The following is a 22,748-nucleotide window of genomic DNA, read 5'->3' as shown; positions in this document are numbered from 1 at the left end:
CTGTTTTTAATGAACATGACCTGCGTGTGGATCTAAAGCTCCGGTGGATTGTGCCAGTTTAACCTGCATCGCACCTTCGGTAACAATTCGATCGTCGGCACTCAATCCCGAAATCACTTCGGTTAGCAGTCCATCCGTTCCTCCAATTTTAACCTCTCGTTTCTCAAACATTTCGGGTGTTACCTGAACAAATACAGAGTAGATCCCCTGTTCTTCGAGCAGCGCACTGTTCGGAATGGTGAGCGCCTTCGAATTGGTCGTTGTTTTCAGGTAAACTTCGACAAAAGTGCCAGGAACAAAACCGGCATGATTGGCAATTTCAAGACTTACGGGGAAAAGGTATGAATTGTCGGTAGCCGATTTCCCAAACGAAATGATCTTCCCATTCAAAGCTTCCAGGGTATATGTTTCGTGGCTATTGGGCGTGGTAAGGTTGGCCGAAACTACTGACGGTAAAAGTGGCAGGTACTTTTGCTGTACCTGTGCGGTGAGCAGCAGCCTGTTGTTTTGCGAGATGCTTACCAAGGGCTGACCGGCAGCCACATACTGTCCGTTGCTCACAAAAATTTGTTTTACAAAACCACTCAAATTGCTTCGCACCATTTGCCCGGATGTGTTGAAATTCTTTGAAAGGTTCTCGTATACAGCCTTACTGGTTTCGTAAGCATTTTTAGCATTCAACAATTCCTGCTCCGAAACCAGGTGGTCTTTCACCAACTCCGATTTACGTTCGTAATTGGCTTTGCTGGTTTCGTAATTGCTTTTGGCTCCAGCCAGCTGCACGCCAAAATTGTTTTCCGCCATTTCGCTCGATGAAATGGAGAAAAGTTTCTCACCGTTGGTTACTGTTTTTCCTTCAACCAAATTGTTATTGGTGAAAACTACCAATCCTGCGGCTTTGGCAGCAACGATTTCTTCTTCGCCACGAGCAGGCTCAATTTTTGCGACAGTTTTAATTACCGGACCAAAAGCGTTCTCCTGTGGCTTGGCAGTGGCGAAATCGATTTTCCATGATTGCTCCTTGGTGAATACAGTTGTGTTTACGGCTGAAGTTTCAGCTTCATGGTCGTGCTGTTCGTTCATTTCTCCATCGCTGGCAAAAACATCCATGTCTGATACTACAACTACAAATCTATTGTTGCCGGTTTCAATATCGAAACGCAGTTGACCTTCTCCGGAAGTTGTCGGTTCAAGCGTAAAATTGTAAATACCCTTCTGTACCGGTTCATCAAGGGTTTGACTTACCGTTTTTCCATTCACGATAAGATGAGCAGTTACTTTCCCTGCCTCAAGGGGTTTGAAATTTTTGAGGTGTGTAAAATGAGCAAGGATTTCTGCACTTTCGCCTATAACCATGGCATCCGATTCGGCGAACAACTCGAACTCGTCGCTGTAAGCAATATACTGGATTTTTTCGTGTTCGTGTTCGCTTTCTGCAGCCACTGTTTCCTGTTCATGATCGTGGTCTGCCTCTTCGCTTTGTGTTGAATGTGTTTGATGGCATGAGAAAAGCAGAAATGCGATTACTGCCACCCATAAATATTTGATATTCATTTTGTATGTTGTTTAATTTTCCAAATAAATAGACAAGGCTCCGAATCAAACGAACCTGGAATTTGCTATGCGGGGAAAATTAAACGGTTGGAGGTGCACGAAGCCCTTTTGTTGAAGCGTAAAGGCTGGTGGGCAAGGGGATGGTACCTTCAATATGGAAGAGCCATTCGCTTGCGTTTTTATTTAAATCGGAGGTAAGAAATTCGTGGTTTAACAAGTCACAAGAGCTGTTCAGCAGTGTACTTGAAATAACGGGTTGCTCAGCCCTGACCTGTTTCCCGGGCAGGACAAGCAGATGATGAAGCACACAGTCGGTACTTTCACTGTCAGAATGATTTTGATTACAAACTGGTGAGTGGTTGCTTGATTCATGATGGTGCAGGTAATTGCATTCGGTCGTTTCTATAAAGGCTTGTCCGTTGTGCAAATGATGAGGCACCATGGCATGCGCTAAAATGATGACCCCGGCCAAAGCCAGAAACAAAATTCCGATATGATTAACTGTCCTTTTCAAGAATTCTAAACTTAATGTTCGCTTCAGAGTTCAGCAAAAATAATAAAAAGTTGCTAATGGCCTTCTTCTTCCCTCGTCGACAGAAACCATTTCTCCCCAAAGTAAATCAGCAACATGGCAGCCAGGGCAATAAAAAGAATCATTTTGTCTGTTTGGATCTTTGTCCAGATAAACCCGGCGAGTACTGCAGCATCCAGAAATATGGCGGCGATAACAACAACCGGATTGAATTCAACTTTATCCCGTAATTTCCTTAATAATCCGTAATGAATGCCGATGTCCATGACCAGGTAAAAAATGGCGCCCAACGAGGCAATTCTTGAAAGATCTAGAAATATGGTCAGAACAATGGTTGTGGCAGCGATATAAACCAGCATGTGTTTCTGAATTCTTCCGGACAATCCGAGGTGGCTGTGGGGAATCAGTTTCATTTTGGTGAGCATGGCCGTCATCCGCGAAACAGCAAAAATGCTGGCGATAATCCCTGAAATGGTAGCAATAATAGCTACACCCACAGTAACCCAAACACCGAAATCGCCAAAAGTTGGGCGAGCAGCTTCAGCAAGTGAGTAGTCGCGTGCTTCGATAATTTGTTCGATGGAGAGCGATGAAGCAACCGAAATGGCAACGACATAATAGAGAACAACGCATATTGCAATGGCAATAATAATGGCGCGACCGACATTTTTATGTGGCTTTTTTATTTCATCACCACTGTTGGTAATGGTTGTAAAACCTTTGTATGCCAGAATGGTAAGGGCAAGCGCACCAATAAAGCTGAAAAACGGCTTGTCGGGCATGGCGGAAGGAATTGTTTCCCCGAATGCAAATTCCGAAGCCCACAAGCCACCGACTGCCAGAATAGCCAGGCCTATAACTTTCAAAACAGCCATCGTAAACGAGGATCGTTCGATGAATTTGTTCCCGGAAATATTAACGATAAAGGCAAGTATGATCAATCCAACACCGAGGGCAGGGATCCAAAACGAATTATCCCCATTTCCAAACAACTGCATGGTGTAGGTCCCAAATGTTCGTGCCACAAGACTTTCGTTTATGACCATCGAAAAAGCCATCAGCAGGGCAGCGAAAGCTGTGAAGGTAGTTTTGCCGTATTCTTTTACAAGGTACATTCCTATTCCTCCGGCCGAAGGAAATGTATTCGACAATTTGATGTACGAATAGGCACTAAACGCTGAAATAATGGCCCCAACAACAAAAGCTATTGGGAATAGCTTTCCCGAAAGTTCGGCAACCTGTCCGAGCAAAGCAAAAATCCCTGCTCCGATCATTACACCCGTTCCGAGCGAAACTGCGCCTAAGAGCGACAGGCTGTTCTTTTTATATTCTGCAGCCATCTAGAGGTTCCTAATTACATTGGTAAGCTTTTCTTTGATTTCTTTGGCAATGGGCTCTATGATTTTGTTATCGACAGCCATCATTGAAGCTACCGGGTTGATGGCTGATACATTTATTTTTTTAGAATGTGAAGACTCCTGCACCACCACGTTGCAGGGAAGCATTAACCCAATATGGTCTTCCAGTTTGAGTGCTTCAAATGCACTTGGCGGATTGCAGGCTCCAAGTATTTTGTATTTTTTGAAATCTACATCCAGTTTTTCTTTCAGCTTTTCGTTAATGTTAATTTCGGTGAGCACTCCAAAGCCTTCTTTTTTTAATTCGTTAGTTACTTTTTCAACTGCCGTGTCAAAGTCGGCATCAACGTTTGTTTCGAAATAATACTTCATTTTTAATTTTTTTTGTTAACGAATATTCAAAAGAGAAAACTGTGCCAATGCATTGCAAATTTCTAAAAGACCTCTTTCAAGTTGATTGCAGAGCATAAGGGATCCGGGCGTGTAGAACAAATTGCTCAATCTGTAGAATTAGTGCGCAAAAAAAGAGGATTTCATTGCTATGAAATCCTCTTCATCAGTTGTAATTTTCTTTAATGCATGTGTCCGCTGTGCCCTTCTCCTGATTTTTCTTCTACTTTTCGATCGTATTTGCAACAACCGGGAAGGTCCTTATAAACTTCATCTTTGGCGGTGTAATGCGGTGTGTCGTGCCCAACCTTTGCAATGGCTTTTTCAACCTTATCGACGTTGGTTTTAGCATCGTCGAAGGTCACTTCCATCATTTTGGTTTCTTTGTTCCAGTCGGCTTTGGAAACGCCTTCAACCGATTTAGCTGCTTTTTCGATGCGTGATTCACACATGCCGCAATTACCGTATGCTTTAAATTTCTCCGTTTTGTTTGCTGCGAAAACGGTAAATGCGCCCATCATAAAAAGGGCTACTAAACTTAAAACTTTTGTTTTCATTTTGTTGAATTTTAAATGGTTAATAAATCAAATTGTTTTATATCGTTGTTATTTCTTTCTTAATCGCAAGGCATTGGTAATTACTGAAACCGAACTAAAACTCATGGCCGTTGCGGCAATAATGGGACTTAGCAGAATGCCAAAAAACGGGAACAGGATCCCGGCGGCTACCGGGACTCCAACGGAGTTGTACACAAAGGCAAAAAACAGGTTTTGTTTAATGTTTTTCATTACTTTATGACTTAGCTCGCGAGCCCGCACAATTCCGTTCAAATCGCCTTTAACGAGTGTTATCTCTGCACTTTCCATGGCAATGTCGGTGCCGGTTCCCATAGCAATACCAATGTTTGCACGGGTAAGTGCAGGTGCGTCATTAATTCCATCGCCTGCCATTGCCACAATACGTCCGCGTTCCTGCAACTCTTTCACTTTTTTGTTTTTATCCTCAGGAAGGCAGTTGGCAACATAACTGTCGAGGCCAATTTCATCGGCCACAGCTTTTGCCGTGTTTTCATTATCGCCGGTAAGCATGTGTACTTTTATCCCCTGCTTCTGCAATTCATGAATGGCTTTTTTTGAAGTGGATTTTACGGTGTCGGCTACACCGATTAATCCTTCTATATTTTTAGTAGAAACCAGGTACATCACAGTCTGACCCAACGATTGCCACTCTTTGGCTTTGGCTTGAACATCATCGTTCAGACTAATTCCGTAATCTTCCAGCAAGCGATGATTTCCCAAACCAAATCTTTCATTTTTATATTTGCCCTGAACTCCTTTTCCGGTTACCGATTCAAAATCTTCTAGTTTTTCAGTTTTAAACTGTTTCTCTTTTGCCCCGGCAATAATGGCAGCTGCAATCGGGTGTTCGCTGTTTGCTTCCAAAGAAGCTGCCAGCTTCAGCACGTCTTCATCGCTCATTTTACCAAACGACTTGTACTTTTTTAATGCCGGTTTTCCCTCGGTAATGGTTCCGGTTTTATCGATAATCAGCGTATCTACTTTATTCATCTCTTCGATGGCCCGTGCATCTTTTACCAGCACGCCGGATTGTGCCATTCTTCCTGAACCCACCATGATGGACATAGGTGTGGCTAATCCAAGTGCACAGGGGCAGGCAACAATTAATACCGCAACCGCATTTACAAAGGCGTAAACGTAGGCTGGTTCCGGTCCCCAGATTGCCCACATAATAAATGTTATTACTGCAATAGAAACAACGATTTGGACAAAGTATTTTGAAATCGTGTCGGCCAGACTTTGAATGGGAGCCCTTGATCGCCCTGCTTCGTTGACCATGTCCACAATCTGCGATAGCAGTGTTTCGTCACCCACTTTTTCGGCTTTCATTTCGAAGGCCGTTTTTCCGTTCACCGTACCGCCGGTAACTTTGTCGTTTTCCTGTTTATCTACCGGAATAGATTCGCCGGTGATCATGCTTTCGTCGATTACAGCATTACAACTGGAAATTACTCCGTCAACCGGTACTTTTTCACCCGGTTTCACTTTCAATATATCGCCCGTTTTCACTTCTTCAAGAGGCATATCGTGTTCTTCGCCATCGCGGATAACATGTGCTACAGGAGGCACTAGTTCCAATAATGCTTTTATGGCTGAATTGGTTTTGCTGTGGGCACGCAATTCAAGCACTTGCCCCAAAAGAACCAGTGTAAGGATCACGGCGGCAGCTTCGAAATACACGTGAACATTTCCCTGTTCGTCTTTAAACTGCCCCGGGAAAATACCAGGAAGTAGCATTGCAAATACACTAAACAGGTAGGCTGCACCCACACCAATGGAAATGAGTGTCCACATGTTTGGGCTGTACCGCACAATCGAACTCCATCCGCGTTTAAAGAATTCCCACCCGGCATAAAATACCACCGGTGTAGCCAGTGCGAACTCTATCCAGTTCCATACTTTTTCAGATGCGATGTTGTTCAGGTTTAAAAAGGGAATCATTCCCGACATAGCAATGATCAGTACGGGAAGGCTAAAGCCAACCGCCAGCCAGAATTTATTCCGCATTTTTTTATAGGCCTTTTCTTCTTCGCTGATTTCACCTCCTTTTTCAGGTACCAGGTCCATTCCGCATTTCGGACAGCTTCCGGGGTGGTCTAGTTTCACCTCCGGGTGCATCGGGCAGGTGTAGGTTGTATTTTTATTACTGCTTGTTGTGCGACTTTCTTCTTTTTTCAAATCCATACCACAAACCGGACAAGAGCCGGGATCATCGTATGTTTTGTCGCCTTCGCAACGCATGGGGCAGTAGTATTTACCTTTTCCGTTTAATGATTCTTTATGTTGATGGTCGTGTTGTTTATGATGCTCATGATGCTGGTGCGAACTACCACCGGCCGAATGATTGTCGTGGCTTTTTTGTTCTGCTTCTTCAACAGGAACAAGGTGCATGTTGCACACCGGACAATCACCCGGCTGGTCGTAGGTTTTATCTCCTTCGCAGCGCATCGGGCAAACATATTCTTTGTGTTTATCCATATTCAATGTATTCAGATCGGGTTAGTGCGAAAGAGCGTTTTTCTTTTCTTCAAACTCTTCCTGATTGATCTCACCCCTGGCATAGCGTTCTTTTAAGATGTCAAGAGCAGACTTCTGTACAGAAGAGTTTGAGCTTCCTGAATTCACGTTTTTGGTAATGGCCCAAATAACAAGGACTAATATTATCAGTCCGGCTATCCAGCCGATACCCATTCCCCAACTCATTCCATTCATTCCATACATAATGTGCCTCCTTTCTTGATTATTTATTTTGTTGATGCATGTTCATTGTATTTGAACCGTGCATATTCATTCCATTGTTTCTTATCATTTTCATCATTTTTGGGTGATTGGAGATGATGTCTGACATTTCGCTTCTTAATGTTGAATCCCCGTCACAAACACTTAACATGTTCTCCATCATTTTTTGCATTTGTTGCGGATTGTTTATCATGCCCCCCATCGTGTTTCCGTTACCCATCATCTGATGGTTTCCCTGCATCTGGCCTTGATTCTGATTCATGTTCATTTGATGTTGTTGTCCCATCATTCCATTGTTCATCATCATCATGGCGTGGTCGTTATTCTTTGCCATATTCATAAAATCACTCATGTACTGGTGATTGTTAACCATGGCATTAAATATTTCAGTTCTTGTTTCTTTGTTTTGCATCATTTTCTGTACGTCGGTTTTTTGACTGTAACCGTTTACAGCGAACAGAAAAAGCATTGTTGTTAAAAGCACTAAAGTTTTCATGGCGTTTCATTTTAAATGGTTAATAAATTATTTTACGAACAGCAAGCATGTTGACTGTGCCGGCTGTGTTCGCGCTCAACAGATGTTGAGCCCTGCGTACCTACCGGAGCCAGTTTCATGTTGCATACCGGGCAGTTCCCGGGAGCATTGTAAAGTTTGTCGCCTTCACACTTCATCGGGCACTGGTACCTGGTGCCAGCCACTGCCGTTTGTTTGCTTTTTTTCGTCGTACTGAGTTTTAATATGTTTCCAAGTGTTTTCATAATCTGTTATTTTAAAATTTTACTACTGTAAAGGTACAATGCCGGCCTGCTGAATGCATTACATCTTTTTTAAATTGATTTACAGTATTTTAAGTTACACCTCGTCGATAGAATTTCGTTTCTGTTCACCCAGCTTTTTGAAGTAGGATGGTGTAAATCCGGTCACTTTTTTGAACTGTCCCGAAAGGTGGGCTACACTGCTGTAACCCAGTTCCCAGGCAATTTCGCTTAAAGTCTTCTCGTCGTATACCAGTAATTCCTTGGCCCTTTCAATCTTCAGACTGATGAGGTGTTTCTCAATGGTTGTTCCCACCACCGACGAGAACAGCGAACTCAGATACGGATAATCGAGATTCAGTCTACGGGTAAGAAACTCCGAAAAGTTCATTTCGTGCTCTCCATTGTGCCGGTACACATATTCTATGCAGGCATTTTTTATCCCTTCGATCAGGCGGCTTTTGGTATTGTTAATGATCTCGAATCCGGCGTTTTTTAACGCTCCGTCGATTTGCTCCAGCTTCTCATCTGCCACCTCGCCTGTGGTTGTTACTTTTCCCAGCTGAATGTTTTCGACCTCAATTCCGGCCTTGTCGAAGATTTGCGAAACCACCATCACGCAGCGCTGGCAAACCATGTTTTTAATGTTGATATCCATGCCTTTTGTTCTTTAAGATCCGAATCATTTTTTAATACCCTTTAATTGAATCCATGTAATCGATAAATGCTTTTTTGTCTTCTTCCGACAGTCGTGCATCGCGATGCATTAAAGTGTAGGCCGGTAATGGCATTTCATCCTCCCGTACCTGGTTAATAATCCCGTTGATTTTGCTGTTCTGCTGGCGATCGGAATAATTTCCAAACTCGCTGAAATTTAAGTCTTCCTTGGCTTTGTTAATGTGATTTTGCAGGTACCATCCTACCGGTTGAACCTTGCTGTACCAGGGATAACGGGTATTGTTACTGTGGCAATCGTAGCAGGCATCACGAAGTACGTGCTGCACTTTCTCCGGTACGTCAAAATTGTTAACGAAGTCGGTGACCGGCACCTCTTCAGTTGTATCTTTTTCCGGCGGGAAAAACTGGATGATCACCAATCCCAGAACAATAACCAACCCTGATATTTTTAGAATTTTTATCACTTAACAGCTAATTCTTTTTGAACATTTCCGCATTTCATCATTTTGCTCCCATAAAACGGATTTTTTATTTCACGCGAATCACTCAACCACATTCCACCCTCTTTATTATTGTACATGGGGCAGTAAATCTGAAACATGTTTCGATCGGCACCGGTGATCACGATCAGGTCTTCCACATCTTTACTCAAGAGCTCAAAATGTTCGCGCTGATGTTCGATGTCTCCACTGTTTTCCGAGATGTGTTCGGCGTGTTCGCTTGCATCAACAATAATATTTTTCAGTTCTTTTTGGTGTTCTGCAGGCTGATTCGAAATATTGAAATCATCAAATGCATCGTATAATGCGCCTCCCGAACTGGCGGCTTTGTCGCCGTTATCTTTTACCAGCGCAGTTTTAAGTGCGAGGTAATTGTCGATGATTGACGATGCCGCTTTTGTATTGTCGATGTTAACAACTGACATTTCTTTATTCTGATCAGACATGTTTGAATTCATCATGTTATTATGATTCATGTTCGAATGATCGTGTTGGGCAAAAGCTCCCCAGCTTATCAAAGCCAGGCAAATTGTTATTATTTTAGATTTCATATCTTATAAATTTAAGTGAATACTATGTTGTATGTAAAATCTCATTTTCAGATGGCAAGGATTCCCTTTTCATCTGTTCGGACCTTAAATACTTCATCTACAGGAGACACAATTACCATTCCATCGCCCCGGTAACCCGTTCTGCCGTTTTCGCGAATTAGTTGAATTACCGGATCAACATGTTCGTTCGCCACGAGCATTTCGAGTTTAACCACACGATAGGCATCGGCGTATGGATATTTGTCGCTTATGTGTTCCTTTTCATGATCCGAGTATCTTCCTGTTCCTTCGCATTCTACAAAGGTCATGCAGCAATAACCCTCATTGTTTAGCGCGTTGTACACCTCTTCTGTTTTTCGGTGACGTATGTATGCTTTTATTAGTTTCATGATTTATTCCTTTCATTTCTTATTCAGGAAATAAAAGACCGAAATTTTCTCTCCATCAGTGGCAGTATCGCATTCCGGCCTTTATTCTTCCCCTCTAACTTTCTTCTGCACAGTTTGCAATCTCTTTGATTTCGCAATTCAAGCAACCTCCAACGTTATTTAACTTTTCGTCGTCGAGCGCACATGAATGATGTGGAAAAGTTGCTTCTTTATCGAAGAGTAATTTTATGCCCAGCGCCAGCATCGTGAAGGCTACCAGGATCAGTGTCAATATAAAAATGTGTAAATACATAACGTAATATTTTAAATTGAACATCCTTTGTTTTTTATTACCATAAAGTTACTAACACATTGATGATCAGTTGTTATGTAATTTTTAAAAAACATTACACTATTTTAAAATCCTATATTAGTTACTTGTTTTTGTCCCCTCGAAATGCACGCCGTAGTGGTCGTTCCCTTCCACCATGTCGAAAGTGTATCCAAATGAATGATTCATCCTGTCGAATCCTCCAAAATGTTCATCTCCCTGTTTGTGTTCGTCACTCAAATGATGTCGCCATTCGGTCTGATTCGGGCCGATATCTCCCATCATTCCACCCATGTGGCCCTGACCGAGCATGTGTCCATACATTTCCCCAAATGCACCACCGGTGAGGCAAACCATCACACTATCGTTATTCTCATAATAGTTCAGCATAAAGGTGGTATCCATCTCATCTGTAAAGCAGTGAACTTCGATCAAGTCATCGCCCGATTTGGTTACCACTGCTGTTGCATCGGTACTTCCTGGAAAGATGCTCGAGGCGCTTTTTAAGCCAGAAGTTAATGTGCCGGTATAAGTTCCTTCAATACTGTTGTCGAGGAGTGTTTCGTCGTTTTGATTGCATGCAATAAATCCTGCAACAAGGACCATTGCCAACAATACATTAATGCGTTTCATTTTTTGTAATTTTTAAGTTTGTATTCGTTTCTAAATCTCTTCATAGTGAATCGTTCTAATGATTCATGTCGCAACAATCCAGTCGCTGACTTCCTAAATTCTTTTTATTCTGTTGTGCCAGGTTCGAAATCCACTTTTTAAATCCTTTTTCCTTTTTCTGACAGGTGCAGGGTTGAATTCCCGATTCCTCCATTTCGTGAATAATTTCATCCTTACTAATTACGTATGGATTGAAATCGATGGAAAATGTATGATTTTCAAATAGTACATTTCGTATTCCCTTTTCTTTTGTCAACGAAGAGGTAAAAGTGCGTATCAAGTCATGGCTTGGGAGTCCTTCAACTTTTAAACTGATGTTTTTAATGAAATCTTCCATGACATTTAATTTTAATAGTTTAAACCTGAACGAGAGCTTGAGCTCCTGTTCGGCAAAATTTGCTTATTGCAGTGTATCTTTCGTTTCCCCGCAACTCAGCATCATATCTCCAAAATAGGGATTTCGGATCTCTTTTGTCTTGCTTAGCCAGAAAGCTCCCTGGTCGCCATTGGCCATGGGGCAGTACTGGTAATATGCAGTGTCGTTATCCAGTCCGAACATCTTCAGGCTTTTGTAGAATGCCGGGTTAAATGTGGCGTATTCTAATCTTTGTTCGTCGATGTCGCTGCTATTGCCAATTTTTTGCAACGATGGTTTCAGAATATTAAGTTGATCCATCCACGCCATGTGTGTATCGCCTTTTAACAATTCCATTTGAATAGCTGCAAGCGCATTTGATGTGTTCTTTGCTTCTGCACTCACTTTGGCTGCATCTGTTGCAATAAAGGCCTCATTCATTTTCAGGTAAGCTTCATAAAAGGCGGTAAGCTGTTTTACAAATGTTGGATCAACTTCTACCGATTCTATTGTAGTACTTTGCTCGTTACTGTCCGTATTCATCCCGCCGTGATTGTGGCCTGTTGGAGCAGCACCTCCTTCCGGGCTCATCATACTTGGCTTACCTGCCAGCTGTGCTGCTGCATCAATGCTGAATGTGCCGTTGACAGCAATTTCTTCACCTTCCTGAACGCCGTTCTCAATAATGTAACTTTCGCCCAGTGCAGGACCAAGATCCACCTCGCGCATGTTAAAATATACGCCTTGATCGGTTTGCGATTTTACGTACACCACCGAACGTGCTCCGGTCCACATTACCGCTGTTTTCGGAACCACCACAGCATCGGTCTGAGGCAGTTTAGCCTCAACTTTCCCTGAGACAAACATTTCGGGTTTCAGTTTCATTCCCGGATTGGTTTTAACCACCCGTGCTTTGGCTACCCTGGTTTTTGGATTTATCACCGGATCGAGGTAATCGATTTTTCCCTCAAAAGTTTCGCCGGGAAGCGACTCTACTGTAAATGTGACTTTGTCGCCTTTTTTAATCCATGTCAGATCCGATTCGTACACATCGAAAAGCACCCAAACCTTAGACAGATCAGCTACTTCGTAAATGGCTTGGCCTCTTTTGACGTAATCGCCGGTGTTTACCTTTTTTTGTGTGACATAACCCGATACTTCGGCCTGAACATTGAATTTTTCCCGGGCTTTTCCTGAAGTCAGAAGTTTGTCGATTTGCTCGTCAGTCAGCTTCCAGTTCTTCAGTTTTTCTTTGGCTGCTTCGAAAAGCTGTGGCTGCGAATCTTTTATCTTTTGTGCCTCAAACAACTCTTCCTGTGCGGTTACCAGATCGGGCGAATAAATCGAGGCAATCACCTGTCCTTTTTGAACATATTCGCCTGTAAAATTTACCATCAGTTCTTCTATCCTGCCTGGGATGTGCGACGATTGTGAAAACATCAAGCGTTCATCTTCCTGTACTTTTCCATCGAGCCGAACAACTTTTACCGGTTCTGAAGAACCAACAACAGTTGTTTTAATGCTGGCGAGCTGCATGGCAGTAGGCGACATGCTTACGGCATTTGGATCGATCTCGTCGTTCTGCTCTTCTTCCAGCGGAATTAGATCCATTCCGCAGATAGGGCAGTCCCCGGGTTCGCTCTGGCGAATTTGCGGGTGCATCGAGCAGGTCCAGATGGTTTCTCCGGCCACTTCCTCTACACTGTGTTCGTGCTGGTGTTCTTCGATAAGCTGAGGCTCCGAATCACCAAATATCAACCATCCCAGCAAGAGTCCAATTGCCAGTGTAGACAGCACCATGATTATTGTTTTTGTATTTGATTTCATCTCTTTATTGTTTTTTAATTATTCGATATTCGATGGAACTCACCATGTTCGCAATACATCTTTCAGTAGAATATTTTCTCATGATTCGTTTCATCGTTAATATGTTTTTGCAGTGATGTAATTTAGTTGTGCAACAGCGGTTTGGTATTGTGTTTCTGCCACGGCTTTCATTTTTTCATATTTCAGCAGTTGCTGCTGCATGCGTAAAACTTCTTCAAAATCTTTCCCCGAATTGGCGTAAGCACTAAACAAGAGGTTAAGTGTTTGTTCGGATTCAAGAATTTGCTCCTGATACAATTCAATTAAATCTTTTTGCTGCTCAATTTGAAACCAAACCAACTCGTAGTTTGAAGTCAGTGAATTGATGGTTTCCTCTTTTTGCAGGGAATACTTTTCCTGCATCAACTGTGCTTCCTTGCGGGCGGCCACGTATCTTTTCGTAAACAGCGGGATGCTTACCGAAACCATGGGCATCAGAATGTCTTTACCGTTGTCTTCCACATCCATGTCGTTACGTTTCCCCACGATGGTATAATCCAGCCCGAATCCCACTTTTGGAAGCCCTTGTCGTTGTGTTGCAATTTCGCTGGCTTCGCTGGCTTGCCTTTTTAAATCGAGTGCATCGAGCATCGGATTGTTTGTAAGCAGGGAATCTCTCCTGAAATTTTCAGGCAATAATTCTATGGTAAGCGAATCCCGGATCAGCACGGTTTCGTTCCTTTCTCTGTTGAGCAAACTGTTAAATGAAGCCCGCAGTGGTTTTTCTTTTTTATTCAGGATACCAAGATTGGTTTGTGCATCTTTTAGCATGATGTCCACCCGCAATGCATCGGTCATTGGCGAAACGCCATTTTTAAACTTGGCGTTGACAATGGATTTGTACGATTGCAGGATCTCGATATTTTCCTGTTCAATTTCTTTTAACCTGTTCAACTCAACCAGCGGATAGTAGGCGGCCGCTACGCTGTAATACAGTTTGTTCCGGGCATCCAGAAATGCCTGGTATTTTGCTTCGGCCATCAGTGATGCTGCATCTGATTGCGCCTCGAGCGTTCCAAACCAGGGCAGCATTTGACTGAGCGAGAATTTTGCCCGTTGCGGACCTACACGTGTTTCCACCGGCGAAATAAAATAGCCGAAAGAAAAAGTAGGGTCGGGAAGAGCGCGATACTGCGTCACTTTTTGCAGGGCGGCCTCAAAATCCTTGTACTGCGCCTGCAAGCCCGGGTTATTTTCGGCCGCCAGCTGGAAATAATCTTCCAACGTTTGAGCCTTTAAAGTGAAACTTACCACGAGCAGTGTAATGAATATTATTAGTATTTTCTTCATGGTTACAGTTTTTTAATTTTTCGTTCTTCCCGGAAGCTGTAAAATACCGGCACCACAAAGATGCTGATGAGCGCCACAGCCATTCCTCCAAACGACGGGATGGCCATCGGAATCATAATATCTGAGCCACGCCCGGTGGAAGTAAGTACCGGCAGCAGAGCGATCATGGTCGTTCCCACGGTCATTAGTGCCGGGCGAATTCTGCGTAATCCGGCTTCAACCACAGCGGCTCTAACTTCTTTTAAATTTTTGGGACGGTTGCGCTCGAAACTCTGATCGAGGTAAGTGGCAATCAGAACACCATCGTCGGTGGCAATGCCGAAAAGTGCAATAAATCCGACCCACACTGCCACACTCAGGTTGATGGTGTGCATCTGGAAGAGATCGCGGAAATTGGTGCCGAACACCGAAAAATCCATAAACCAGCCTTGACCGTACAGCCAGATCATCAGAAACCCTCCGCTGAATGCCATGGCAATTCCGGAGAAAACCATCATGGATGTGGACACCGATTTAAACTGGAAGTACAGGATCAGGAAGACGATGACCAGCACAATCGGTACTATGATCGACAGCCGTTTTTCGGCACGAATCTGGTTTTCGTAACTTCCAGAGAATTTATAGGTAACTCCGGCCGGAACCGTCAATTCTCCGGAATCAATTTTATCCCGGATCACTTGCTGTGCGTCGTTTACCACGGTTACTTCCGAGAATCCTTCATTTTTATCGAAAAGCACGTAGCCCACCAGGAATGTTTCCTCGCTTTTGATGGCCTGCGGACCACGCTGGTATCGGATATGAACCAGTTGGTTTAGCGGAATTTGAGCACCGGTAGGCGTTTGCAAGAGGATCTTTCCCAAAGACTCCGGATCGTCTCGCAGTTCACGCGGGTAACGCACCCTTACCGGGAAACGTTCACGTCCTTCTACCGTGGAAGTTATTTTCATGCCGCCAATTGCCGTTTCAATGGTCTGCTGCACATCTTCCACATTCAATCCATAGCGTGAAATTTTATCCCGATCGATATCGAAGAGTAAGTACGGTTTTCCAACGATCCGGTCGGCAAATACCGCCTGCGCTTTTACCGAAGGAACCGTTTTCAGAATTTCTTCGAGTTGAATTCCGAAGTTTTCGATCGTAGTCAAATCGGGTCCGTAAACTTTAATTCCCATCGGGGCGCGCATTCCGGTTTGCAGCATCACCAAGCGGGTTTCAATCGGTTGCAGTTTCGGTGCTGAAGTCACACCCGGAATTTTCGTTGCATTAACAATTTCTGTCCAGATATCGTCGGGTGATTTGATTTTATCGCGCCAGTTGCGGTAGAAATTTCCTTTATCATCCGTAATCAGATCTTCCCTGGTTATTCCGCGTTGTAAGGCTTCTTCGTTCGTGAGCGTATCGCCGTTTGTCAAAATAAAACGCTTGTCTTTATCTACTTTAAACCGTACACGATGCCCTTTTTCATTCAGCATGTATTCCGATTTGTAGTTGATCACGTTTTCGTACATCGAAATAGGTGCGGGGTCGAGTGCTGATTCAACACGTCCCATTTTCCCGACCGACAGATCAACCTCGGGAATATTGGTGAGCAACATATCGAGCTGACCCACTACTTTTCGGTTGTAGGCAATACCTGAGTGGGGCATCGAAGTAGGCATCAACAAAAAGCTTCCTTCGTCGAGCGATGGCATAAATTCTTTGCCAATTCCCGGGAAAGCATGTGTCAGCCCCGACCAAACTTTGGTAGTGCGCACATTCCATCCCAGTTTATCAACGCTTTTTGGAACGAATCCAAACAGGTTGTTGAATCCCATCCACGAGGTAATTCCAACCAAAATCAGGAAAGAGGGGATGAGCAAAAATGCCACTTTATGATTCAGGCACCATGTTAATATGCGTTTGTAGAAATGCTCGAGAAGCAGGAAGCCTCCCAAAATAATTCCGACCAGCAACCCAACAAAAATGAAGTTGGTGACAATACTTCTTGATGCACCCAGCGGCAGCCAGTATTTAGCCAACAGCCATACAACCGCAATAACTGAAATAATAATGCTGGCGTGTTTTAAAACCAGCAGGCCAAATTTTTTCAGCCAGGACGTGATTTTCAAATTTTCTGTTGGTTTTGTTACCTGCGATTTATCGATGTAAATCTGGTTGAGCAAGCCTGAAATACCAAAGGCGATCAGGATCGATCCGGCCCATAAATACCCGGCAATAAGGGCAACTATTCCGCCCGGAACAATAACGATGTTCAACCAACGTACAATGTTTTTCTTTTTGATTTTGGCTCCAAAAACCCAGTGTGAAAAGGCCGGTAAAAATATTAGCGAAACAATGAGTGCAGCAACCAATGCAAATGTTTTGGTAAAAGCCAGCGGGCCAAACAATTTTCCTTCGGCAGCCTGCATGGTGAATACCGGAATAAAACTTACAATGGTTGTGGAAACAGCAGTTAAAATAGCTGAACTTACTTCGGCAGCACCGTCGTAAACCGTTGTAATGAGTTTTTGTCCGGGCGGCGCTTCATCGATGTGTTTTATAATGTTTTCGGAGAGAATAATCCCCAGATCTACCATGGTTCCGATGGCAATGGCAATACCCGAAAGGGCCACAATATTAGCATCGACACCAAAGTAGCGCATGGCAATAAACACCATGAGCACCGCGATAGGCAATAAACTCGAAATCAGGAATGAAGCCCGCAGGTTCAGTACCATAACAATCACCACCAAGATGGCGATCAGAATTTCGAGCGACAGCGCTTCTTCCAGTGTTCCAAGAGTCTCATGAATTAAAGTGGAACGATCGTAAAACGGAACGATGGTAAGCTGGCTTTCCACGCCGTTGTCCAGTGTCTTTTGGGGCAGTCCCGGCGCAATTTCAGCAATCTTATCTTTTACATTGTTGATGACTTCCAGCGGATTGGCACCGTACCGGGCCACTACAACTCCGCCAACTACTTCGGCACCGTCTTTATCTAGTGCTCCACGGCGGTTGGCCGGGCCAAGACTGACAATCCCAACATCCTTCACGCGTATCGGGACGTTATCCTGAACAGCGACCACGGCTTTTTCAATGTCTTCGGTGTTTTTAATGTAACCCAGACCGCGAACCAGGTATTCCGCCTGGTTGATCTCTATGGTTTTGGCACCCACATCACGATTCGATTTTCGAACGGCCTCCATCACTTTATGCAGTGGAATGTTGTAGGCTTTTAGTGCATCGGGATTGACATTGATCTGGTATTCCTGCACAAAACCGCCAATCGAAGCCACTTCAGAAACACCTTCAGCGGCATTCAAAGCATATTTCACAAAGAAATCCTGCACGGTTCGTATTTCGTGCAAATCCCAGCCACCGGTCGCATTCCCGTCTTTGTCGCGCCCTTCTATGGTGTACCAGTACACCTGTCCGAGTGCTGTTGCATCGGGCCCAAGTGCCGGCTGCACACCTTCTGGCAACAAGCCGGATGGCAATGAATTCAGCTTTTCCAGTATCCGCGACCGTGACCAGTAAAACTCTACATCTTCGTTAAAAATGATGTAAATGCTGGAGAATCCGAAAATGGATGAACTCCGAATGGATTTTACGCCGGGTATTCCCAGCAAATACGTGGTTAGCGGATAGGAAATCTGGTCTTCGATATCCTGTGGCGAGCGCCCCATCCATTGTGTGAAAACAATCTGCTGGTTTTCGCCGATATCGGGGATAGCATCCACCGGGACAGGATCTTTGGGTAAAAATCCGGTATCCCAGCTAAAGGGAGATGTTACAATTCCCCAGCTAATGAAGAGAATTAAAACCAATAATGTAACCAGTTTATTCTCGAGAAAAAATCGTATGGTTTTATTGAGCATATCTTTTAAACATGTGAAATTTATACAATAGAAAATCCTGATCATGAGTGCTCATGATCCAGTAATTTATCATAATAATGTCACAAAAGATATACTTGTTCCCAGGCCAAAAGCTCGGGAACCGTAGGCGGGGGTGGATCGCTTGTTAATGTAAATTCTTCGGTTAATTCGTTGGGAGTGAGAACATCAAAGTCGAATAATGTTTGCTGCAAAACCTCAAGTTCCGCCAAAATTGGAACCGTTGAAATTACGGGTGCCGAAAAATCTTCTTTTATCTGATAAAATTGATTTTCATTCGTGCAGCATCCACCGTCATCACAGCACGAATCGGCCTGGCTGAAAAAGGACACGCCAACCAGCGAGTTGTGGCAGTAATGTTTGCTCACAGCCATTCCTATTGTTGATACCAACAACAAGGTTGCAAAAACGATATGGCTGAGCTTTTTAATCATACTTTACTCTAAAAACAGTCGATCCATTTAAATGTTTAAAATTGAAAGACCGCACCAATTTACAGTTTTTCTGCAATATAGCCTGCTTTTTTAAAACTGGCGATCACGGAATCAATATCAGCACCTTCCGAAGAAAAGCTAACCAGTTTATCGGGATGTTGCAGATCGATCGTATAATCAACTATTCCCCGGGTTTCTTTGAGGATCGGCTCTACTTTCATTGCACAATGCGGGCAACTCAAATCTGTTTTTAGTTTAACTTGTTCCATTTCAAATCTTTTCCACAAAGGTAGAATGCAATCAAACAGGAGTTTTTATATAATTTTTGAAAAGTATTGTAAGATTATGGCAATCGACTATCCAATATGATCCAGGGGATTACGATTTTTGTCCTTTAGCTTTTTGTATTGACCCGGTGTCATGCCGGTTTCTTTTTTGAATTGCGAAGAAAGATGAGCCGCGCTGCTGTAACCCATTTTAAAGGCAATTTCGCTGGCGGTAAGTTCGCCATACGAAAGCAGTTCTTTTACTTTTTCAATCTTTTGAAGGATGGTAAACCGCTCGATGGTAAGTCCTTCCGAGGATGAAAACAATGAAGAAATTGACGAATAATCAGCACCGACCAGCGAGGAAAGATGACTGGAAAGGTTGACATTCAGAATTTCGTTTTCGCTGTGGTGGACCAGTTTTATGATCTCCGATTTCACCTGATCGGCAACAATCTTTTTTTTGTTGTGCAAGAGTTCAAATCCTCTGCTATGCAATAGTTTCGAAATTTTTTCGAGTCGATCTGCGGAGGGTTGCCGGTCGATTTCGACTTCACCCAGTTTAATTTGCTGGACCTCGAATCCTTCATATGTCAGTACTTCCTGAACCGATTCGATACAACGCGGGCAAACCATATTTTTGATGTGTAACAGTGTTGACATGGTTTCACATTTTTGCATTCCACAATTGTAACCGATTACCGGAATTAATGTTTAGGAATTGGTGTAATGAATGCGATTATTGTACTTGTAATTCCGAAAATTTTATGATCCAGCCATCGCTGCGTGGATTCAGGCGTTCGTTCATTCCAGGACCAATCACAACAATTCCTCCATCGGGTGCGATAATGGCTTTACTGGCCTGTTCCAATCGCATATTCAGCAGCGTTTCGTCGATAACATTTCCGCTCTGATCAATCCGCAATAACCATGGACCAACTTTTCCTGAAAATGAAGTTGCCTTGGTGCCGGCAATAATAAAATCTCCATCGGGTAAAATGTTGATATTGTTGCCTCCTTCGGATCCTTCTCCGTCGATGCTTTTGGTCCAGATCAGTTTCCCGTCGGCGCTCAATTTTTTAACTACCACATCAAAATCGAAAACCGGGTACTCACTGGTAATGTCATTCAGGCAAAGTCCTCCCCAGCCAACCATAATAAATGAGCTATCAATCGGAGAACAACAAACGCATTGTGGCCATTCTTTGCTGTTAGGCGATGGCAGGTGGCTAAACCAAATTTCATTTCCATCGCTATCGGTTCGGATAACTGCTGCGTCGCAATCGTTTTTCACTTTACCGGCAATTTGGGCACCAATTATAAACTGCCCATTCGGCATTTGTTTAATGGAGTTGGCACAACCTTTTCCTGCGTATGTCTTCTCCCTGATGATCTCTCCTTTTTCATTAATTTTTGCCAGCCAGATATGTGGAGTTTCAGCGCCGCTTTCGGTTTTACTTCCGACGATCATAAATTCACTTTCCGAAACGGAAACAATGTCGTTGCCCGTGTATGCATTTTCTAAAGTCGATTCCCATTTTAACTGACCGTTTTTACCGGTTCGTTTTAAATGGGTGCTTGTTTTTTCATCTTCTGTAGATTTTGAAAGAATCAGCAAATCATCGTTTGGCAGACAGATAAGTTTTCCGGGAATGTTGTTGCCGGGAGAAACCAGTGTTCGGGACCACAAAGTATCGCCTTCCGAATTGTACTTTACCAGGTATAAATCAGCTGCCGATCCTGCTCCAACCGATCCGAGAACAATGAATCCACCGTCCGGGGCCAGGGTAATGTCAGAATAAAAATCCTGTGTATTAATTCCCGATAATTTTTCCCACTCCATGTTCCACGATTGCGAAACTACAGGAGTTGTAAGCACCAGCAATATCAGTGCAGAGAAACAAATTGATTTCATGTTTTTTCAAAGATTAAGTTGATTTTTCACTGTATACGGATATTATCCCGGCGGGTTTAGAATGAATATATATTGTCGAAAGTACACAAAGACCCTTATTGATTCTTTTTCCGAAAAAAGAAAATTCTTATCTTGCTAAGCCTTGACTAAAACTATTGCTTTACAGCAACGACAGGGAAAACCGAAATTCTAAACTAAAATTTACCACATGAATAACAATGAATCTAATCAACTGAACCGTAGGAAATTCCTTAGTCTTTCAGCACTTGGTTTAACTGGATTGACCATTCTTCCGAGTTGGACCATAAACGGAATTAAAATTGCTCCGAGCGATCGTGTAACGATGGGTTTTATTGGCCTCGGCCAGCAGGGGATGAACGACTTCCTGAGTTTTTCATCGGTTCCCGGTGTTGAGGTTGTTGCCGGCTGCGATGTCGACAGCATGAAAACCGAACGTTTTAAACGCAGGGTAGAAGAGTGGCAAAAATCGAACGGACTGGCTCCTCGTTGCGACAAATACGAACAGTACGAAGAACTGCTGGAACGCAAAGATATTGATGCTGTGGAAGTTTGTACGCCTGACCACTGGCATGCGCTGATGACCATTCATGCCTGCCAGGCAGGAAAAGACGTTTATGTACAAAAGCCATTATCGTTTACCATTACCGAAGCACAAAAAATGCTGCGTGTTGCCAACGATAACAAGCGCATTGTTCAGGTGGGCAGCCAGCAACGATCGAGCGGCGAATTTCAGAAAGCTATCGAACTGGTCAGGAACGGTGCCATTGGGCACATCGATAAAATTTATGCCCGGGTAGGAGCACCGCCAAAACCTTTGGATCTGCCCGAAGAGAAAGTTCCCGGAAACCTGAATTTCAACCTGTGGATGGGACCGCTGAATGATCCGAATATTCATTATCACCCCGATCTGTGTCCACCAATTTCGCTCGATCCGCCAGAAAAAGAAAAACTGTGGGGAGCCTGGCGCTGGTACTGCGAAACCGGAAACGGATTTACTGCCGATTGGGGAGCTCATATGTTTGATATTGCGCAGGCCGCCATTGGAATGGATGGATCGGGTCCAGCCGAAATTATTCCAAAAGGTTACGACGGAGCAGAATATTTGACCTTTAAATATTTGAACGGAATTGTAATGACCGAGCAACCCTATCTGGAAGATATGCCGGATGCGCAGGGCATTAAATTTATTGGCGACAATGGCTGGATAGAGGTGGCTCGCGGTTACCTGGGATGTTCAGATTCATCGCTGGTTCCGGAAGAATTGGCTGGACGCCGCCCACGAAATCTGACGCCTGAAGAGCGCAAGAAAATGTATGAAGAAATGCAAAAAGCGCAGGCTAAAGGTGGTGGTAGTTTCGAGATCAGTGCACCACATATGGAAGACTTTATCAACAGTGTTCGTTCGCGTCAGAAACCGATTGCACCAATTGAAGTGGGTGCAAGTACGGCCATTGTCTGCTGTCTTGGCAATATGGCGACCGAACTTGAAAGACCGGTTAAATGGAACCCGGCTACTCAAAGTTTTGGTCAAGACAAGGAAGCTTGGAACCACCGTTTGTATCACTACAAATACAGAGGATCGTATAAATTGTAATTGAAAAAAAATCTTTAGAAGTAATTGCCTAAAAATTTTCAAAAGGCGTCATTCTGTCCCGATTATTATCGGGATATTTCAGAATCTAAACTATCGGATAATGAATGCAAAAAGATCCTGAATCA

At 43.6% G+C, this 22,748-nt stretch carries 24 protein-coding genes; 1 reads left to right on the top strand and 23 read right to left on the bottom strand.

What is annotated here, in order from left to right; all coding sequences use genetic code 11:
- Positions 1–6 precede the first annotated feature (6 nt).
- From WFY05_RS05240 to WFY05_RS05130, 23 genes are all read right to left on the bottom strand, one after another.
- Positions 7–1,554, bottom strand: a complete 1,548-nt coding sequence (locus tag WFY05_RS05240) for an efflux RND transporter periplasmic adaptor subunit (RefSeq protein ID WP_340111681.1) — start codon at positions 1,552–1,554, stop codon at positions 7–9.
- A gap of 79 nt (positions 1,555–1,633) precedes the next feature.
- Entirely contained in the window at positions 1,634–2,068 is a 435-nt protein-coding gene (locus tag WFY05_RS05235) for a DUF6769 family protein (protein ID WP_340111680.1), read from the bottom strand.
- A 53-nt stretch (positions 2,069–2,121) separates the two neighbouring features.
- Positions 2,122–3,426, bottom strand: a complete 1,305-nt coding sequence (locus tag WFY05_RS05230) for an APC family permease (RefSeq protein WP_340111679.1) — start codon at positions 3,424–3,426, stop codon at positions 2,122–2,124.
- Positions 3,427–3,816 carry a DUF302 domain-containing protein gene (locus WFY05_RS05225; RefSeq protein ID WP_340111678.1) on the bottom strand — a complete coding sequence of 130 codons (390 nt, stop codon included), beginning with the start codon at positions 3,814–3,816 and terminating at the stop codon, positions 3,427–3,429.
- Between the two features lie 200 nt (positions 3,817–4,016).
- On the bottom strand, positions 4,017–4,391 hold the full coding sequence (locus WFY05_RS05220) for a heavy-metal-associated domain-containing protein (protein ID WP_340111677.1): 375 nt from the start codon (positions 4,389–4,391) through the stop codon (positions 4,017–4,019).
- Positions 4,392–4,439: 48 nt separating this feature from the next.
- Positions 4,440–6,890: a copper-transporting P-type ATPase gene (locus WFY05_RS05215; protein WP_340111676.1), complete on the bottom strand. Its 2,451-nt coding sequence runs from the start codon at positions 6,888–6,890 to the stop codon at positions 4,440–4,442.
- 21 nt (positions 6,891–6,911) lie between these two features.
- The gene (locus tag WFY05_RS05210) at positions 6,912–7,133 is read right to left on the bottom strand and encodes an SHOCT domain-containing protein (protein ID WP_340111675.1); all 222 of its coding nucleotides are present in this window, start codon (positions 7,131–7,133) and stop codon (positions 6,912–6,914) included.
- 19 nt (positions 7,134–7,152) lie between these two features.
- Positions 7,153–7,647: a hypothetical protein gene (locus WFY05_RS05205; RefSeq protein WP_340111674.1), complete on the bottom strand. Its 495-nt coding sequence runs from the start codon at positions 7,645–7,647 to the stop codon at positions 7,153–7,155.
- Between the two features lie 32 nt (positions 7,648–7,679).
- Positions 7,680–7,910, bottom strand: coding sequence for a heavy metal-binding domain-containing protein (locus WFY05_RS05200; protein WP_340111673.1), 231 nt, complete (start codon positions 7,908–7,910; stop codon positions 7,680–7,682).
- 94 nt (positions 7,911–8,004) lie between these two features.
- Entirely contained in the window at positions 8,005–8,565 is a 561-nt protein-coding gene (locus WFY05_RS05195; RefSeq protein ID WP_340111672.1) for a helix-turn-helix domain-containing protein, read from the bottom strand.
- Positions 8,566–8,596: 31 nt separating this feature from the next.
- Positions 8,597–9,049 (bottom strand): heme-binding domain-containing protein, encoded by a 453-nt coding sequence (locus WFY05_RS05190; RefSeq protein ID WP_340111671.1) that lies wholly within the window; start codon positions 9,047–9,049, stop codon positions 8,597–8,599.
- Positions 9,046–9,636, bottom strand: coding sequence for a DUF3347 domain-containing protein (locus WFY05_RS05185; RefSeq protein ID WP_340111670.1), 591 nt, complete (start codon positions 9,634–9,636; stop codon positions 9,046–9,048). The genes WFY05_RS05190 and WFY05_RS05185 overlap by 4 nt, the downstream gene beginning before the upstream one ends.
- A 47-nt stretch (positions 9,637–9,683) precedes the next feature.
- Positions 9,684–10,025: a P-II family nitrogen regulator gene (locus WFY05_RS05180; protein WP_340111669.1), complete on the bottom strand. Its 342-nt coding sequence runs from the start codon at positions 10,023–10,025 to the stop codon at positions 9,684–9,686.
- Positions 10,026–10,119: 94 nt separating this feature from the next.
- Positions 10,120–10,317 (bottom strand): hypothetical protein, encoded by a 198-nt coding sequence (locus WFY05_RS05175; protein ID WP_340111668.1) that lies wholly within the window; start codon positions 10,315–10,317, stop codon positions 10,120–10,122.
- A gap of 117 nt (positions 10,318–10,434) precedes the next feature.
- Positions 10,435–10,968: a hypothetical protein gene (locus WFY05_RS05170; protein ID WP_340111667.1), complete on the bottom strand. Its 534-nt coding sequence runs from the start codon at positions 10,966–10,968 to the stop codon at positions 10,435–10,437.
- Between the two features lie 55 nt (positions 10,969–11,023).
- A complete protein-coding gene (locus WFY05_RS05165) occupies positions 11,024–11,344 on the bottom strand; it encodes an LDCC motif putative metal-binding protein (RefSeq protein WP_340111666.1) in 321 nt (106 codons plus the stop codon).
- 63 nt (positions 11,345–11,407) lie between these two features.
- On the bottom strand, positions 11,408–13,189 hold the full coding sequence (locus WFY05_RS05160) for an efflux RND transporter periplasmic adaptor subunit (protein ID WP_340111665.1): 1,782 nt from the start codon (positions 13,187–13,189) through the stop codon (positions 11,408–11,410).
- A gap of 96 nt (positions 13,190–13,285) precedes the next feature.
- On the bottom strand, positions 13,286–14,518 hold the full coding sequence (locus WFY05_RS05155) for a TolC family protein (protein ID WP_340111664.1): 1,233 nt from the start codon (positions 14,516–14,518) through the stop codon (positions 13,286–13,288).
- A gap of 2 nt (positions 14,519–14,520) precedes the next feature.
- The gene (locus tag WFY05_RS05150) at positions 14,521–18,375 is read right to left on the bottom strand and encodes an efflux RND transporter permease subunit (protein ID WP_340111663.1); all 3,855 of its coding nucleotides are present in this window, start codon (positions 18,373–18,375) and stop codon (positions 14,521–14,523) included.
- A gap of 80 nt (positions 18,376–18,455) precedes the next feature.
- Positions 18,456–18,827: an HYC_CC_PP family protein gene (locus WFY05_RS05145; protein WP_340111662.1), complete on the bottom strand. Its 372-nt coding sequence runs from the start codon at positions 18,825–18,827 to the stop codon at positions 18,456–18,458.
- A gap of 59 nt (positions 18,828–18,886) precedes the next feature.
- Positions 18,887–19,096: a heavy-metal-associated domain-containing protein gene (locus tag WFY05_RS05140; RefSeq protein WP_340111661.1), complete on the bottom strand. Its 210-nt coding sequence runs from the start codon at positions 19,094–19,096 to the stop codon at positions 18,887–18,889.
- An 87-nt stretch (positions 19,097–19,183) separates the two neighbouring features.
- Positions 19,184–19,756, bottom strand: a complete 573-nt coding sequence (locus tag WFY05_RS05135; protein WP_340111660.1) for a helix-turn-helix domain-containing protein — start codon at positions 19,754–19,756, stop codon at positions 19,184–19,186.
- A gap of 76 nt (positions 19,757–19,832) precedes the next feature.
- Positions 19,833–21,008: a hypothetical protein gene (locus tag WFY05_RS05130; RefSeq protein WP_340111659.1), complete on the bottom strand. Its 1,176-nt coding sequence runs from the start codon at positions 21,006–21,008 to the stop codon at positions 19,833–19,835.
- Positions 21,009–21,216: 208 nt separating this feature from the next.
- Here WFY05_RS05130 and WFY05_RS05125 point away from each other — a divergent pair, with 208 nt between their 5' ends.
- Entirely contained in the window at positions 21,217–22,623 is a 1,407-nt protein-coding gene (locus tag WFY05_RS05125) for a Gfo/Idh/MocA family protein (RefSeq protein WP_340111658.1), read from the top strand.
- The last annotated feature ends 125 nt before the right edge of the window (positions 22,624–22,748 follow it).

This window comes from Maribellus mangrovi, assembly GCF_037646455.1.
GTDB lineage: Bacteria > Bacteroidota > Bacteroidia > Bacteroidales > Prolixibacteraceae > Draconibacterium > Draconibacterium mangrovi_A.
The sequence above is the reverse complement of the archived record's forward strand: the minus strand, read 5'-3'. Positions and strand labels throughout refer to the sequence as shown.